Raw genomic sequence first — 16,385 nt, forward strand, 5'->3', positions numbered from 1 at the left:
GCCCACGAGCGCAGCGGCCGGAGCTCAGGACCGCGCCGTGTCCACTTCCACCCGTACCGCGCACACCTTGAACTCCGGCATTCGCGACGTCGGGTCCAGGGCGGGGTTGGTGAGGGTGTTCGCGCGGCCCTCGCCCGCCCAGTGGAACGGCATGAACACGGTGTCGGGGCGGATCGCGGTGGTGATCCGGGCCGGTGCCACCGCCCGGCCCCGCCGGGACACCACGGCCAGCGGATCGCCCTCGGCCGCGCCGAGCCGCTCCGCGAGCCGCGGGTGCAGCTGCACGAACGGGCCGGGCGCGGCCGCGTTCAGCTCGTCGACGCGCCGGGTCTGCGCGCCGGACTGGTACTGCGCCACGACCCGGCCGGTGGTCAGCAGGACGGGGTACTCGTCGTCGGGCTCCTCGGCGTTCGCGCGGTGCGTGACGGGCACGAACCGGGCCCGCCCGTCCCCGGTGGCGAACCGGTCGAGGAACAGCCGGGGGGTACCGGGGTGCACCGCACCGTCCGCCGGCGCAGGTGCCTCCGCAGGCGCGGGTCCGGGGGCCGGACACGGCCAGAACACGCCGTTCTCCTCCGCGAGCCGCCGGTAACTGATCCCGGAGTAGTCCGCGGGCCCGCCCGCGCTCGCGCGGCGCAGCTCCTCGAAGACCTCCTCGGGATCGGTCGGGAACCTCTTCTGCGGACCCGGCCCGGCGCCGAGCCGGGCGGCCAGCTCGTGCAGCACCTCGAGGTCGCTGCGCACGCCGTCCGGCGCGGGCAGCGCGCGCCGCCGCAGCAACACCCTGCCCTCCAGGTTGGTCGTCGTGCCCGTCTCCTCCGCCCACTGCGTCACCGGCAGGACGACGTCGGCGAGCGCGGCCGTCTCCGACAGCACGACGTCGCACACCGCCAGGAAGTCCAGCGACCGGATGCGCTCCTCGACGTGCGCGGCGCGGGGCGCCGACACCACCGGGTTGGAGCCCATCAGCAGCAGCGAGCGGATGTCCCCGCCCAGCGCGTCCAGCAGCTCGTACGCGCTGCGGCCCGGGCCGGGCAGCGAGTCGGGGTCCACGCCCCAGACACCGGCGACGTGCGCGCGCGCCGCCGGGTCGGTCAGCTTGCGGTAACCGGGCAACTGGTCGGCTTTCTGACCGTGCTCGCGCCCGCCCTGCCCGTTGCCCTGCCCGGTCAGGCAGCCGTACCCGGACAGCGGGCGGCCCGCCCGGCCGGTCGCCAGGCACAGGTTGATCCAGGCGCCCACCGTGTCGGTGCCCTTGGCCTGCTGCTCGGGCCCGCGGGCGGTGAGCACCATCGCCGCCTGTGGCTCGCAGAACAGCCGTACGGCTTCCCGCAGCCGGGGCACCGGCACGCCGGTGATCCGCTCCACGTACTCCGGCCAGTGCGCCATCGCCACGGCCCGGGTCTCCTCCCAGCCGGCGGTGCGTTCCCGGATGTACGCCTCGTCGCTGCGGCCCTCGGCGACGACCAGGTGCAGCAGACCCAGCGCCAGCGCGAGGTCGGTGCCGGGGCGGGGCGCCAGGTGCAGATCGGCCAGCTCGGCGGTCTTCGTACGGCGCGGGTCGACGACGATCAGCGTGCCGCCGTTCTCCTTCAGCTCGGCGAAGTAGCGCAGCGCGGGCGGCATGGTCTCCGCCGGGTTCGAGCCGACGAGGATCACGCAGCCGGTCCTCGGGATGTCCTCCAGCGGGAACGGCAGCCCCCGGTCCAGCCCGAACGCCTTGATGCCGGCGGCCGCCGCGGACGACATGCAGAAGCGGCCGTTGTAGTCGATCTGGGAGGTGCCCAGCACCACCCGCGCGAACTTGCCCAGCGCGTACGCCTTCTCGTTCGTCAGCCCGCCGCCGCCGAACACCCCGACCGCGTCCGGCCCGTGCTCGCCGCGGGTACGGCCCAGCCCTTCGGCGATCCGGTCCAGCGCCTCGTCCCAGCCGGCGGGCACCAGCTCGCCGCTCTCCGGCGACCGCACCAACGGCGAGGTCAGCCGCACGGCGGAGGACAGCACCGCCGGCGCCGTCCGCCCCTTGCCGCACAGCGCACCCCGGTTCACCGGGAAGTCCGCGCGCTCGCCCACCCGGACGGTCCCGTCCGGCGCGGGCGTCAGATTCATCCCGCACTGCAGGGCGCAGTACGGGCAGTGCGTGGGCGTCACGGTGTTCTGCATGCCGCCCAGCGTGCGCGGCACGTGTTACACACCGCACCGGCCCCTGTTACACGCCCGGTACGGCCACCTCCCCGGGGGCGGGGGAGCGCGGTGAGGGCGCGGGCGTACGGGGGCCTCCTCCGCTCAGACGCCCACGAGGAGGACACGGTCGCCGCACGGGCGGGACATCTCGTCGAGGTCGGACGGTCGGTATGGCCACCGGCCCGGGTCGGCGCAGCGCCATCTCCGCGACGGTCGCGTCGGTCGCGTACTTGTGGCCGTGCAGGCCTGCCGCCCCGATCCGTTCTGCAGCCCTTCGTGCTGCCGCCTCGATCCGTTCTGTAGCCCTTCGTGCTGCCGCCTCGATCCGTTCTGCAGCCCTTCGCGCTGCCGCCCCGGTCACCGGCTCCACCCTCACGCGGGGACAGTACCCACCGAACCCGAGGCAGGGTCACTCGCGCGTGACCGGCCTCCACGACGGTGTCGGCCCCGACGACGGCATCGGTCCCCAGGGCACGGAACTCGTGGAGCAGCGCGAGGATCCTGCGATCCTGCGCAATCCGGGCGGAGGGCCCCCGGGAGTCCGGCACGACAGCCCTGAGCCGACCTTTCACGCCGCTGTCGCCGACCCGTCGGCGTCGCCCGGGGTCTCGGAGATCCGGGACCGTGCCTCGGCCGGCTCTTCCTCGGTGAAGGCTCCCTCTTCTTCCTGGTAACGCATCAGGCCGGCGCCGGGCAACCGGTGCCGCAGCCGACGGGCCCACTGCTTCGGCGACGTAGCCGGAGACGTTGTCGGTGAGCTTTCTCAGCTCGGCGACCTGCTCGGCCGGGAGGGCGACCGTGACGCGTGTGGTGTCCGCCACGGTGGGAGCACACCGCGGTATGCGCGCTGCGGTCACCGTGTGGCCGACCGGGCACCGATGCCCTCGAGCGCCCGCTGCACCCCCGTCTCCCTCGGCCCGAGGAAGTGCGGGTCCGGGCGGAAGGCCGCGTCCAGGGCCGCCTTGCCCGCCGCGAGGATCTCGCGGACGCCGCCGTAGTACCAGGTGGCGTCGTGCCGGTCGTCGACGCCCACGCCGTACGAGGAGACGCCGGCCGCCCGGCACAGGGTGACCGCGCGCCGGATGTGGAAGCCCTGGCTGATCAGTACGGCCCGCTCCACACCGAAGATCTCCTTCGCGCGCACGCACGAGTCCCAGGTGTCGAAGCCCGCGTAGTCGCTGACGATCCGCGCGTCGGGCACGCCGTGCCGGGTCAGATAGGCGCGCATCGCGTCCGGCTCGTCGTACTCCTCGCGGCTGTTGTCGCCGGTGACCAGGACCACCTCGATCCGGCCCGCCCGGTACAGCTCGGCCGCCGCGTCCAGCCGGTGTGCGAGGTACGGCGACGGCTCCCCGTCCCACAGGCCCGCGCCGAAGACCACGGCGACGTCGGTGCGGGGCACGTCGGCGGTGGTGTGCAGCCGGCCCTCCGCCGCCAGACGCAGCCACGTCGCCGGCAGCAGTGCCAGTACGCAGGCCGCCGCCCCCGCCTGCACCAGCCGCCGCCGGCCGGCCCGGGTACGCGGCAGGCGGGGCGGACGCGGTCGGCGGAGCCGACGGGCCACGCCCGCCCTCACACGGCGCAACAGGTCAAGCATGGGACGGGCACCCTCCCCGGTCGGTCCTCGCCGTCGAAGACGCCCCCGCGCGTCCCGCGGTTCAGCCGTTTCCTGTGAGCAGCGGCACGGTACGGGGGTACCCGGGGAGCGAAGCCGCAGCTCGAACGGGCTCACACCGGGCGGGGGCCGTGCCGTGAACCGCCGGAAAACACCCGTCACGCCCGTGCAACGGGCAGGCAACGTCCCCCGGCGACGATCGGAGACATGACGGTGCACCTCACGACCCCGCCCCCGACCCCCCTCAGCAGCCGGCCGCCCGGGCACGGGGCGCCCGGCGGGGACGGCCGGCGCCACCCGCTCCCGCCCCCGGCCCTCGTGGTGGTGGCCCACGGCAGCCGTGATCCGCGCGCGTCGAGCACCGTACGGGCGCTCCTGGACCGTGTCCGCGCGCTCCGCCCCGGTCTGCCGGTGCACCTCGGGCACATCGAGCTGAACGAGCCGCTCCTGACCGACACCCTCGCCGATCTGCACGCGCGGGGGACCGGCTCCGCGGTACTGGTGCCGCTGCTGTTCGGCCGCGGCTACCACGTCAAGCAGGACATCCCCGAGATGGCCGCCGCCTCACCGCTGCCCACGCGCGTGGCCGCCCCGCTCGGCTCGCACCCGCTGCTCGTCGACGCGCTGCACGCCCGCCTGACGGAGGCCGGCTGGCGGACCCCGGCCGACGAGGCGACCCGCCGGGCGAGCGCGGTCGTGCTGGCCGCCGCCGGCTCGCGCGACCCCGAGTCGCGGGCCGACACCGCCCGCACCGCCGGCCGGCTCGCCCAGCGCCTGGGCGTCCCCGTCGTCCCCGCCTACGCCTCCACGGCCGCCCCCACCGTCTCCGGGGCCCTGCGCGCCCTCGCGGCCGAGGGCCGCCACCGGGTGGCCGTCGCCTCCTGCTTCACCGCCCCCGGCCGCTTCGCCACGGAGTGCGCGGCGGCCTCCCCCTGGATCACCGCGGCCCCCCTCGGCACCCACCCCGCCCTGGCCCACCTCCTCCTCCACCGCTACACCCGGGCCCGCACGGCCCTCGCTCCGGCGTCCGCGCACCACCTGACGTCCGCCTGAGGGGGCACCGGCACCGGCGCGGACGGCGGCGGGGACGGCGGCGGGGCGTCCGCGCCGGCGGTGCCGGCCCCTCGGACACCCGCCGACGGCCCCTCGGACACCCGCCCCGCACCCGGGCCGCACCCGGGCGCCGCGGGAACGAGACGGGCGGACGCTGCCGGGGACGGGGCGGGCGTGCGGTAGCCCGCGTCTTTGGACGATCCGCCGGACCACCCGGCAGGCCACCGCAGCGGGGGCACCCCTCGGCGCCCCCGCCACTGTCACCGCGTACCCGTAGTGTCGAGGCATGGCAGGCACCAGCACCCCCGCCCCCACCGGCCCCCCGGTTCAGGCGCAGGCACACCCCCGGCAGCACCCCGCCCCGCTCCCCGGCTACGACCCGGCGTCGGCCGCCCGCTGGGCCGCCGAGCCCGACAAGCGTCCCGGGCGTACCGCCTTCCAGCGCGACCGCGCGCGCGTGCTGCACTCCTCGGCCCTGCGCCGCCTGGCCGGCAAGACGCAGGTCGTCACCCCCGGAGCGGCCAGCCCGGTCTGGGACGCCAGCCCCCGCACCCGCCTCACCCACTCCCTCGAATGCGCCCAGGTGGGCCGGGAGCTCGGTGCCGCCCTCGGCTGCGACCCGGACCTCGTGGAGGCCGCCTGTCTCTCCCACGACCTGGGCCACCCGGCCTTCGGCCACAACGGCGAACAGGCGCTGAACCAGTTCGCCGGGGACTGCGGCGGCTTCGAGGGCAACGCCCAGTCGCTGCGCCTGCTCACCCGCATCGAACCCAAGCGGTTCCTCACCGACCCGGAGAGCGGCGACGTCACCAGCGTCGGCCTCAACCTCACCCGCGCCGCCCTCGACGCCGCCACCAAGTACCCCTGGGCGCGAGGCGCCCACCCCACCGACCCGGCCTCCCCGAAGTTCGGTGTCTACGAGGACGACCGCCCCGTCTTCGACTGGGTCCGCGAGGGCGCCCCCGACGGCCGTATCTGCTTCGAGGCCCAGGTCATGGACTGGGCCGACGACGTCGCCTACTCGGTGCACGACGTGGAGGACGGCCTGCACGCCGGCCACATCGACCCCAACTGCCTGCACGCCGAGCCCGAGCGGCGGGAGATCTTCGCCGTCGCCGTCGGCCGGTACGTCGGCGCGGACACCGACCCGGCGGAACTCGCCGAGGCACTCGACCGCCTCCTCGCCCAGGAGTGGTGGCCGCACGGCTACGACGGCACGGCACTCGCCCAGGCCCGCCTGAAGGACGCCACCAGCCAGCTCATCGGCCGCTTCTGCCTGGCCGCCGAAGGCGCCACCCGGGAGGAGTTCGGCAGTGGCCGTCTCACCCGCTACGCGGCCGAGCTGGTCGTCCCCAGGGGCGCCCGTATGGAGTGCGCCGTCCTCAAGGCGGTCGCCGACCGGTACGTCATGCAGCGCGCCGAGCAGGAGCAGCTCCGCGCCGACCAGCGGATCGTCGTCCTCGAACTGGCCGAGGCGCTCACCGCCCGCGCCCCCGAAGGCCTGGACCCGCAGTTCCGCACCCTGTTCGCGCAGGCCCCGGACGACCGCGCCCGCAAGCGGGTGATCGTCGACCAGATCGCGTCCCTCACCGACGCCTCGGCCCGCTCGCTCCACGCCCGCCTCACCGGCCGGGCGTGAGGCGGGCATGAGACAGGCACGGCGGGCATGAGAGAGGAACGAGGGAGCACGGAGCGGAGGGGACCGGTGGGGCACCGGAGACGGGTGCCCACCCGAAGGTGACCCTCCGTGGCCTGATCGGGTCACTCCCCCTTCCGGCATCACCCTGTGTGCGGGACGCTCGCACATGGCGGCACTCAAGAGGAGGCATCACGTGGTCGACGCGGATCAGACATTCGTCATCGTCGGAGGCGGCCTGGCCGGCGCGAAGGCGGCCGAGACGCTGCGGACGGAGGGATTCACCGGCCGGGTCCTGCTGATCTGCGACGAACGGGACCACCCGTACGAACGGCCGCCGCTGTCCAAGGGCTTCCTGCTCGGCAAGGAGGAGCGCGACGGCGTCTTCGTGCACGAGCCCGCCTGGTACGCGCGCCACGCCGTCGAACTGCACCTCGGGCAGACCGTCGACGCCGTCGACCGCGCCGCGAAGACCGTCCGCTTCGGCGAGGACGGCACCACCGTCCACTACGACAAACTGCTGCTGGCCAACGGCTCAGAGCCCCGCCGCCTGGACATCCCGGGCACGGACCTCGCCGGCGTCCACCACCTGCGCCGCCTCGCACACGCCGAGCGCCTCAAGGGCGTCCTGGCCTCCCTCGGCCGGGACAACGGCCACCTGGTGATCGCCGGCGCCGGCTGGATCGGCCTGGAGGTCGCCGCGGCGGCCCGCGAGTACGGCGCGGAGGTCACCGTCGTGCACCGAGGGCCCACCCCGCTGCACTCCGTCCTGGGCCCCGAGCTCGGCCAGCTCTTCGCCGACCTGCACAGCGAGCACGGCGTCCGCTTCCACTTCGGTGCCACCCTCACCGGGATCACCGGCCAGGACGGCGTCGTCCTCGCCGCCCGCACCGACGACGGCGAGGAGCACCCGGCGCACGCGGTCCTCGCGGCGATCGGCGCCGCCCCGCGCACCGGCCTCGCCCGGGCGGCGGGCCTGGACCTCGCCGACCCCGCGGACGGCGGCGGCATCCGGGTCGACGAGCGGCTGCGCACCTCCGACCCCGACATCCACGCCGCCGGTGACGTCGCCTCCTTCCCGCACGCCCTCTTCGGCACCCGGCTGCGCGTCGAGCACTGGGCCAACGCCCTCAACGGCGGTCCGGCCGCGGCCCGCGCGATGCTCGGCCGGGAGGTCACCTACGACCGGGTCCCGTACTTCTTCAGCGACCAGTACGACCTGGGCATGGAGTACTCCGGCTGGGCCCCGCCGGGCTCCTACGACCAGGTGGTGATCCGGGGCGACGCGGGCAAGCGGGAGTTCGTCGCCTTCTGGGTGAAGGAGGGCAGGGTGCTGGCCGGGATGAACGTCAACGTGTGGGACGTCACCGCCCCGATCCAGCGGCTGATCACCTCCCGGACCCTGGTCGACACGGACTCCCTGGCGAACCCACGCGTCCCACTGGAGAGCCTCGCCGCCTGACGGCCGGCGGAGGCCGCGCCCCGGAGGACCGGGACACCGGCGCTCAGGCGCTCGGCCCCGGCCGCGTGGCCGACGTCCGGCCGGACCGTGTGCCGTGCCCCCGGCGGACACCCGCGCCCCGTCGGCCGGCCGGAACGCCCGCGCCCCGTCGGCCGGCCGGAACGCCCGCGCTCCTGCGGTCGGGCGGGGACATCGCTGCTTCCGCCGGCCGTCCGAGGCACCCGCGGCCGGGTCGGCAGCCGGCGGGCCGCCGGCACCTGCACCGGCAGTCGAGGCGCCCGTTCCCCGTCCGCCGCCCGAGGCGCCGGCACTCCCGTCGGCGGGGAACCGCACACCGGCGGGGCGGGCGCCCTGGATCCGGCTGTCGGCGGACCGCCGTAGACTTCACGCGTGGCTGGACGGATCAACGACGAGGACGTGAAGGCGGTACGGGACGCGGTCCCGATCGACGCCGTGGTGTCCGAGTACCTCCAGCTCAAGAACGCGGGCGGCGGCAACCTCAAGGGCCTGTGCCCGTTCCACGACGAGAAGTCGCCCTCCTTCCAGGTGAGCCCGAGCAAGGGGTTCTTCCACTGCTTCGGCTGCCAGGAGGGCGGCGACACCATCACGTTCGTGATGAAGATCGACCACCTCTCCTTCTCCGAGGCGGTCGAGCGCCTCGCCGCCCAGGCCGGCATCACCCTGCGCTACGAGGAGGGCGGGTACAACCCCGCCCACCAGCGCGGCGAACGCATCCGCCTGGTCGAGGCCCACCAGATCGCCGCCGAGTGGTACATGGAGCAGCTCGCGACCTCCGCCGAGGCGGACACCGGCCGCACCTTCCTCGCCGAGCGCGGCTTCGACCAGGGCGCCGCCCAGCACTTCTCCGTCGGCTACAGCCCCCAGGGCTGGGACCACCTCACCCGCTTCCTGCGCGGCAAGGGCTTCACCGACAAGGAGCTGGTCCTCTCCGGCCTCTCCCAGGACGGCCGCCGCGGTCCCATCGACCGCTTCCGCGGCCGCCTGATGTGGCCCATCCGCGACATCGGCGGCGACGTCGTCGGCTTCGGCGCCCGCAAGCTGTACGAGTCGGACAACGGGCCGAAGTACCTCAACACCCCCGAGACGGCGATCTACAAGAAGTCCCACGTCCTCTACGGCATCGACCTGGCGAAGAAGGACATCGCGAAGTCGTCCCGCGCGGTCGTCGTCGAGGGCTACACCGACGTCATGGCCTGCCACCTCGCCGGCGTCACCATCGCCATCGCGACCTGCGGCACCGCGTTCGGCACCGACCACATCAAGATCCTGCGCCGGCTGCTGATGGACAACGGCTCGGCCCGGGTGATCTTCACCTTCGACGGTGACTCGGCCGGCCAGAAGGCGGCCCTGCGTGCCTTCGAGGACGACCAGAAGTTCGCCGCCGAGACCTACATCGCCGTCGCGCCCGACGGTATGGACCCCTGCGACCTGCGCCTCGCCAAGGGCGACGACGCGGTCGCCGACCTCGCCGAACCGCGCACCCCGCTCTTCGAGTTCGCGCTGCGCCACATCGTGGGCCGCTACGACCTGGACACCCCGGCCGGCCGCGCCGCCGCCCTCGACGAGGCCGCCCCCGTCGTCGCCCGCATCAAGAACAGCGGCGCCCAGCACGAGGTCGCCGTCCAGCTCGCCGGCATGCTCGGCATCCTCGACACCCAGTTCGTGGTCAAGCGGGTGGCGCAGCTCGCCCGCTGGGCCCGCGACCGCGGCGGCAAGGGCCCCGCCCCCGACCGGCAGCAGCGCGGAGGGGGCGGCGGCGGTGGCCCGCAGCAGTACGGCTCCGCCCCGGCGCCGGCCTTCCCGCGCGGCCCCGCGCTCAACCTGCGCAACCCCGTCTTCGCCACCGAACGCGAACTGCTCAAGCTCGCCCTCCAGCGCCCCGAGCTGGTCTCCCCGGCCTTCGACGCGTACGGCCTCGACGAGTTCACCGCCCCGGTGTACGCGGCGGTGCGCCAGGCCGTCCTGGAGGCGGGCGGCGCCGAGTCCGGCGTCCCCGATTCCCAGGACTATCTGGTCCGCGTCCGCGAGGCCGCCCCCGACGACACCGTCCGCGCCATGGTCACCGAACTCGCCGTCGAGGCGATCATGCTGCACCGGGGCGTCAAGGAGGTCGACGAGACGTACGCGGGCGCCCAGCTGGTCACCGTCCGCCGCCGCGCCGTCGAGCGGCGCATCCGCGAGATCACCGGCCGGCTGACCCGCGTGGCCTCCCAGGGCGACCCGGCCGAACTGGCCTCCGTGCAGAACGAACTGTGGGTCCTCCAGCAGTACGACCAGGCCCTGCGCGAACACGGAGCGGCGGCACTGTAGGCAGTCCGTGACCGCCGGGTCACCGCACGGAAGCAGAAAGTCCACGCACGCCCCTCGTGGGGACGATGTGTCGTACCCCACACTGGGTGCGGTGCCTGAGTCCTCGGAGCGTGGCCGACCCGTCCCCCCGGCGGGTCCCGGACCCCCGTGGCCCCGCTCATCGCGTACGGGACGGACAGCGGCGAGGCCGCCGGATCCGTCCCCGAAGTACCGCTGCCGCCCCCCTCGGCAGCGATCCTCCTGGAGGTCGCCCCGGTGCAGACCCAGATCCAGACCCTCGCCCAGTCCGCCGCGCGTACGGCCGGTGCGCGGCCCGACGCGGACGTCCTGGTGGCGGTGCCCGCGCGGAGGCGGGCCGCACACCACCCCGAGACGGAGAGCGAACCCCCGTCCGGGGCCCCCGAACCGGGGAACCCCGCGGATCCCGCGGACCCCGCGGACGTGGTGGAACCGGTGGACGTGGTGGAACCGGTGGAGGTGGTCCCGCCGCCGGTGCGTACCGAGTCCGGCAGCCCCTCCTCGGACCTGTTCCGCCAGTACCTGCGGGAGATCGGCCGCATCCCGCTGCTCACCGCGGCCGAGGAGGTCGAACTCGCCTGCCGTGTCGAGGCCGGACTGTTCGCCGAGGAGAAGCTGCGGCTCGCCTCCGACCTGGACAGCAGACTCGCCCACGACCTGGACCGGCTCGTCGTCATGGGCCGGATGGCCAAACGGCGGCTGATCGAGGCCAACCTGCGGCTCGTCGTCTCCGTCGCCAAGCGGTACGTGGGCCGCGGGCTGACCATGCTGGACCTGGTGCAGGAGGGCAACCTCGGCCTGATCCGGGCCGTGGAGAAGTTCGACTACGCACGCGGCTACAAGTTCTCCACCTACGCCACCTGGTGGATCCGTCAGGCCATGTCCCGCGCGCTCGCCGACCAGGCCCGCACCATCCGCGTCCCCGTGCACGTCGTCGAACTCATCAACCGCGTCGTCCGCGTCCAGCGCCGCATGCTCCAGGAGCGCGGCTGCGAACCGACCGCGGACGAGGTCGCCGCCGACCTCGGCCTGACTCCCGAGCGGGTCGGCGAGGTGCTGCGGCTGGCCCAGGAACCCGTCTCCCTGCACGCCCCCGTGGGGGAGGAGGACGAGGTCGCCCTCGGCGACCTCATCGAGGACGGCGACGCCGCGAGCCCCGTCGAGTCGGCCGCGTTCCTGCTGCTGAGGGAACACCTGGAGGCGGTCCTGTCGACGCTGGGGGAGCGCGAGCGCAAGGTCGTCCAGCTCCGCTACGGCCTGGTCGACGGCCGGCCCCGCACCCTGGAGGAGATAGGCCGCCTCTTCGGCGTCACCCGCGAACGCATACGCCAGATCGAGTCCAAGACCCTCAGCAAACTCCGCGACCACGCCTTCGCCGACCAGCTGCGGGGCTATCTGGACTGAGGCCGCGGCCCTGGCGGTGATCGCCGGCCCGTGGCCCGGGTCCACGGGAACCACGCACCACGGGCGTAGGGGGAATACGTATTTCCACTGACGCCGAACCGGCCGCGCTCTGCCACCGTCTTTCCCCGTGTGACCTCGGTACCGATGTGCCGGGGACAGGTCTCTGAGGAGTGGGGATGCGAGTGGACGGACTGCGGCGGGTTCCGGCGGTCGTGGCGGTGCTGGCGACGGCGGCACTGCTGGCCGGCTGCGGTGGCGGCGACGAGGGGGCCGGGGACGGCGGGGCCGGTGCCGCGGCCGAGGGCTCGGCGAAGGGGACCCGGGGGACGGCGGGCGGCCCGCTGGACGCGGCCGGTCTGGAGAGCGCGGCGGTCGCGGAAGCGGACCTGCCCGACTACACCTTCACCGTCTTCAAGCAGGGCACCGTCCTCGGCAGCAAGGGCGAACCGGCCGACCCGGCGGTCTGCCAGCCCATGGAGGACATCCGGCTGCGCTCCCCCGAACCGGAGCCGGCCGCCGCGGCGGCCCGCTCCGTCCGCCCGAAGACGGACACGAAGGCCACCACGATCGAGCTGTACGCCTACGCCGACGCCGCCGGCGCCGAGGAACTCCTCACCGGCGTCCGCGAGGCGACGCGATCCTGTACCGGATACGAGGACGACCTGGGCCTGCACCCGACCGTCACCGCCCTCCCCGATCCCGACCCCGGTCCGGGCGACGAGGCGGTCGCCTTCAAGCGGGAGTCGTCGGGCACCGCGTTCTGGTACCGGGTGGTGCGCAGCGGCTCCCGCGTCGCGGTCTTCGGCTGGCAGGGCCTGGCCGCGCACAAGAACGCGGGCGCCGTACCGGACGAGGTGATCGGCGTCCAGCTGAAGAAGCTGACGGAGGCGGCCGGGACGGGCTGAGCCCGGCGGCGGCGGTACGGCGCCGTGACGCCGTACCGCCGGCCGGGCACGAGCCCCTCAGTCCACCTCGGCCACCGCCTGCGCGAACTGCGCCCGGTACAACCGGGCGTAGGCTCCGCCGGCCGCCAGCAGCTTCTCGTGGGCGCCCTGTTCGACGATCGAGCCGTTCTCCATGACGAGGATCGTGTCCGCGTCCCGGATCGTGGAGAGCCGGTGGGCGATGACGAACGACGTCCGCCCGTGGGCCAGTTCGGCCATCCCCTTCTGGATCAGCAGCTCGGTCCGGGTGTCCACGGAACTCGTCGCCTCGTCCAGCACCAGGATCACCGGATCGGACAGGAACGCCCGCGCGATGGTGATGAGCTGCTTCTCACCGGCGCTGACCCCGCTGCCCTCGTCGTCGACCACCGTGTCGTACCCGTCCGGCAGCGTGCGGACGAACCGGTCGGCGTGGGCCGCCCGCGCCGCCTCCTCGATCTCCTCGCGGGTCACCTTCCGCGAGGCGCCGTACGCGATGTTCTCCGCGATGGTGCCGCCGAACAGCCAGGTGTCCTGGAGCACCATGCCGATCCCGGCCCGCAGCTCGGCCCGGGACATGCGCGCCATGTCGACGCCGTCGAGCGTGATGCGCCCGCCGGACACCTCGTAGAACCGCATCAGCAGGTTCACCAGCGTCGTCTTGCCCGCACCGGTCGGGCCGACGATCGCGACCGTCTGCCCCGGCTCCACCGTGAGCGACAGGTCCTCGATCAGCGGTTTCTCCGGCTCGTACCGGAACGAGACGTGCTCCAGCGCCACCCGCCCGCGCAGCTCGGCCGGCTTCTCGGCCGGCGAGAGGTCGGCCCGCTGCTCCTCGGCGTCGAGCAGTTCGAAGACCCGCTCCGCCGACGCCACACCCGACTGCACCAGGTTCGCCATCGAGGCGATCTGCGTCAGCGGCATCGAGAACTGCCGCGAGTACTGGATGAACGCCTGCACGTCGCCGATGGACAGCGCGCCCGACGCGACCCGCAGCCCGCCGACGACCGCCACCAGCACGTAGTTGAGGTTCGACACGAAGAACATCAGCGGCTGCATGATGCCGCTGTTGAACTGCGCCTTGAAACCGGCCTCGTACAGCGCCTCGTTCTCCTCGGCGAACCGCTTCGCCGACTCCTCCTGGCGCCCGAACACCTTCACCAGGGTGTGCCCGGTGTACATCTCCTCGATGTGCGCGTTGAGCTTGCCCGTCGTGCGCCACTGCCCCACGAAGTGCGGCTGCGACCGCTTGCCCACGCGGGTGGCGACCACGAACGACAGCGGCACGGTCACCAGCGCGACCAGCGCGAGGATCCACGACACGTAGAACATCATCGCCAGCACCCCGATGACGGTCAGCAGCGAGTTGATCAGCTGGCCCATCGTCTGCTGGAGCGTCTGCCCCAGGTTGTCGATGTCGTTGGTCGCCCGGCTCAGCACCTCACCGCGCTGCCGCTTGTCGAAGTACGACAGCGGCAGCCGCGACAGCTTCGTCTGCACGTCCTCGCGCATCCGGTACATGGTGCGGTTCACGGCGCCGTTGACCAGCCGCGTCGCCACCGCCATCAGCAGGCCGGCGACCACGAACACCGCCAGCGCGAACAGCAGCACGTTGCCCACGGCCGTGAAGTCGATGCCCTCGCCCGGCGTGAAGTCGGTGCTGCGGAGCATGTCCGCGACACCGCCCTCGCCGCGCTCCCGCATCGACTCCAGTACCTGTTCCTTGGTGGCCCCGGCCGGCATGTCCCGTCCGACGATGCCCGCGAAGACCAGGTCGGTCGCCCGGCCGAGGATCTTCGGCCCGATCACGCTGAGCCCCACGCTCAGCACCACGCAGGCCAGCAGCCCGTAGAGGGCCAGGCGCTCCGGCCCGAACCGCCTGACGAGCCGTGTGCCCGACTCCTTGAAACGCAGCGACTGGTGGTCGGGGCCCGTCCCGGCCCCGGCCCGCGCCATGACCCCGGCCATCAGGCGGCCTCCGCTTCCGTCAGCTGGGAGAGCACGATCTCCCGGTAGGTCTCGTTGTCCGCCATCAGGTCGTGGTGCCGGCCGGTGCCGGCGACCCGGCCCTCGTCCAGGACCACGATCCGGTCGGCGTCCCGGATGGTCGCCACCCGCTGGGCCACGATCACCACCGTCGCCTCGGCGGTCTCCTCGGCCAGCGCCGCCCGCAGCGCCGCGTCGGTCGCGTAGTCGAGCGCGGAGAAGGAGTCGTCGAACAGATAGATCTCGGGACGCTGCACCAGCGTCCGCGCGATCGCGAGCCGCTGGCGCTGGCCGCCGGAGACGTTCGTCCCGCCCTGCGCGACCGGCGCGTCGAGCCCGCCCTCCAGCCGCTCCACGAACTCCCTGGCCTGCGCCACCTCCAGCGCGTGCCACAACTCGGCGTCCGTGGCGTCCGGACGGCCGTACCGCAGATTCGTCGCCACCGTCCCCGCGAACAGGTACGGCTTCTGCGGCACCATCCCGACCGTCCTCGCGAGCAGCGCCGGATCGAGGTCCGCGACGGGCACGCCGTCCACCAGGACCTCGCCGTCGGTCGCGTCGAACAGCCGGGGGACCAGCCCGAGCAGCGTCGACTTGCCGCTGCCGGTCGAGCCGATGACGGCGGTCACCTCGCCCGGCCGGGCCACCAGGTCCACCGACTTCAGCACCGGCTCCTCGGCACCCGGGAAGCGGAAGCCACCGCCCCGGATCTCCAGATGACCGTGCCGGGGCAGCTCGGTGACGGGCGACGAGGGCGGTACGACGCTGGAGGAGGTGTCCAGCACCTCCCGGACACGCTCGGCGCACACCTCGGCCCGCGGCACCATCATGAACATGAAGGTGGCCATCATCACGGCCATGACGATCTGCATCAGGTAGGCGAGGAACGCGGTCAGGTCACCGATCTGCATGCCCCCGCTGTCGATCCGGTGCGCACCGAACCACACCACCGCGACCGACGACAGGTTCACCACCGTCATCACCACGGGGTGCATCAGCGCCAGCAGATTGCCGGTGCCGAGCGACACCTCGGTCAGCTCGGCGTTGGCCCTCCCGAACCGCCGCTGCTCGTACGCGTCCCGGACGAACGCCCGGATCACCCGGTTGCCGGTGATCTGCTCGCGCAGCACCCGGTTCACCGTGTCGAGCCGCTCCTGCATGGTCCGGAACAGCGGACGCAGCCGCCGCACGATCAGCGTCACCGAGACGCCCAGCACCGGCACCACCGCGACCAGCACCCCGGACAGCGGGACGTCCAGACCGAGCGCCATCACGATGCCGCCCAGACACATGATCGGTGCCGACACCATCAGGGTGAACGTCATCAGGGCCAGCATCTGGATCTGCTGGACGTCGTTCGTCGTACGGGTGATCAGCGAGGGCGCGCCGAAGTGGCCGACCTCCCGCGCGGAGAACGACTGCACCCGGTCGAAGACGGCCCCGCGCACGTCCCGCCCGAGCGCCGCAGCGGTCCGGGCGCCGTAGTACACGGCCGCGACGTTGCACACGACCTGTGCCAGCGAGATGCCGATCATCAGGGCGCCGTAGGACAGGATGTAGCCGGTGTCCCCCTTGACGACACCGTCGTCGATGATGCCGGCGTTGAGGGTGGGCAGGTAGAGCGTGGCGCAGGTCTGCAGGAACTGCAGCAGCACCAGAAGGACGATGGGTCTTTTGTACGGCCGCAGGTAAGTCCGCAGTAGTCGTATCAGCACGCTGGATCTCTCGGGTGGTCGGCGGGGGCCAGTGGTTGCCCCTGGCCCCTATCGTCGG

The 16,385-nt window shown here is 73.5% G+C and carries 9 protein-coding genes and 3 pseudogenes; 6 read left to right on the forward strand and 6 right to left on the reverse strand.

Annotated elements, in window-relative coordinates:
- Window positions 1-24 precede the first annotated feature (24 nt).
- From ORI94_RS18610 to ORI94_RS18625, 4 genes and pseudogenes are all read right to left on the reverse strand, one after another.
- Window positions 25-2,163: a molybdopterin oxidoreductase family protein gene (locus ORI94_RS18610; protein ID WP_266076889.1), complete on the reverse strand. Its 2,139-nt coding sequence runs from the start codon at window positions 2,161-2,163 to the stop codon at window positions 25-27.
- 123 nt (window positions 2,164-2,286) lie between these two features.
- Window positions 2,287-2,756 (reverse strand): annotated as a pseudogene (locus ORI94_RS18615) (DNA-binding protein).
- Window positions 2,753-3,005 (reverse strand): annotated as a pseudogene (locus ORI94_RS18620) (hypothetical protein). The pseudogenes ORI94_RS18615 and ORI94_RS18620 overlap by 4 nt, the downstream one beginning before the upstream one ends.
- A gap of 32 nt (window positions 3,006-3,037) precedes the next feature.
- On the reverse strand, window positions 3,038-3,781 hold the full coding sequence (locus ORI94_RS18625; RefSeq protein ID WP_266076891.1) for a SanA/YdcF family protein: 744 nt from the start codon (window positions 3,779-3,781) through the stop codon (window positions 3,038-3,040).
- Window positions 3,782-4,006: 225 nt separating this feature from the next.
- On the opposite strand from ORI94_RS18625, the gene ORI94_RS18630 reads away from it, so the two are divergent.
- The 6 genes and pseudogenes from ORI94_RS18630 (at window position 4,007) to ORI94_RS18655 (ending at window position 12,608) form a co-directional block, all read left to right on the forward strand.
- Complete coding sequence (locus ORI94_RS18630) at window positions 4,007-4,852, forward strand: sirohydrochlorin chelatase (protein ID WP_266076894.1); 846 nt, start codon at window positions 4,007-4,009, stop codon at window positions 4,850-4,852.
- Between the two features lie 286 nt (window positions 4,853-5,138).
- Complete coding sequence (locus ORI94_RS18635) at window positions 5,139-6,491, forward strand: deoxyguanosinetriphosphate triphosphohydrolase (protein WP_266076898.1); 1,353 nt, start codon at window positions 5,139-5,141, stop codon at window positions 6,489-6,491.
- A 193-nt stretch (window positions 6,492-6,684) separates the two neighbouring features.
- Window positions 6,685-7,950 carry an NAD(P)/FAD-dependent oxidoreductase gene (locus ORI94_RS18640; protein WP_266076902.1) on the forward strand — a complete coding sequence of 422 codons (1,266 nt, stop codon included), beginning with the start codon at window positions 6,685-6,687 and terminating at the stop codon, window positions 7,948-7,950.
- 390 nt (window positions 7,951-8,340) lie between these two features.
- Window positions 8,341-10,281, forward strand: coding sequence for a DNA primase (gene dnaG, locus ORI94_RS18645; RefSeq protein WP_266076904.1), 1,941 nt, complete (start codon window positions 8,341-8,343; stop codon window positions 10,279-10,281).
- Window positions 10,282-10,372: 91 nt separating this feature from the next.
- Window positions 10,373-11,703, forward strand: a pseudogene (locus ORI94_RS18650) (sigma-70 family RNA polymerase sigma factor).
- 176 nt (window positions 11,704-11,879) lie between these two features.
- Entirely contained in the window at window positions 11,880-12,608 is a 729-nt protein-coding gene (locus tag ORI94_RS18655; protein ID WP_266076910.1) for a hypothetical protein, read from the forward strand.
- A gap of 57 nt (window positions 12,609-12,665) precedes the next feature.
- On the opposite strand, the gene ORI94_RS18660 is transcribed toward ORI94_RS18655, so the two are convergent.
- Together ORI94_RS18660 and ORI94_RS18665 are read right to left on the reverse strand one after the other, a co-directional pair.
- Window positions 12,666-14,594, reverse strand: a complete 1,929-nt coding sequence (locus ORI94_RS18660) for an ABC transporter ATP-binding protein (RefSeq protein WP_266076913.1) — start codon at window positions 14,592-14,594, stop codon at window positions 12,666-12,668.
- Complete coding sequence (locus tag ORI94_RS18665; protein ID WP_266076916.1) at window positions 14,594-16,327, reverse strand: ABC transporter ATP-binding protein; 1,734 nt, start codon at window positions 16,325-16,327, stop codon at window positions 14,594-14,596. Before ORI94_RS18665 ends, ORI94_RS18660 begins: the two co-directional genes overlap by 1 nt.
- Between the last annotated feature and the right edge of the window lie 58 nt (window positions 16,328-16,385).

This window comes from Streptomyces sp. NEAU-W12 (assembly GCF_026242095.1).
In the GTDB taxonomy this organism is placed as follows: domain Bacteria; phylum Actinomycetota; class Actinomycetes; order Streptomycetales; family Streptomycetaceae; genus Streptomyces.

Bases quoted from the DNA above. Each gene is read 5' to 3' on its own strand.
- ORI94_RS18655 (WP_266076910.1), top strand. From the start codon at position 11,880: ATGCGAGTGGACGGACTGCGGCGGGTTCCGGCGGTCGTGGCGGTGCTG.
- ORI94_RS18610 (WP_266076889.1), bottom strand. From the start codon at position 2,163: ATGCAGAACACCGTGACGCCCACGCACTGCCCGTACTGCGCCCTGCAG.
- ORI94_RS18660 (WP_266076913.1), bottom strand. From the start codon at position 14,594: ATGGCCGGGGTCATGGCGCGGGCCGGGGCCGGGACGGGCCCCGACCAC.
- ORI94_RS18635 (WP_266076898.1), top strand. From the start codon at position 5,139: ATGGCAGGCACCAGCACCCCCGCCCCCACCGGCCCCCCGGTTCAGGCG.
- ORI94_RS18630 (WP_266076894.1), top strand. From the start codon at position 4,007: ATGACGGTGCACCTCACGACCCCGCCCCCGACCCCCCTCAGCAGCCGG.
- ORI94_RS18625 (WP_266076891.1), bottom strand. From the start codon at position 3,781: ATGCTTGACCTGTTGCGCCGTGTGAGGGCGGGCGTGGCCCGTCGGCTC.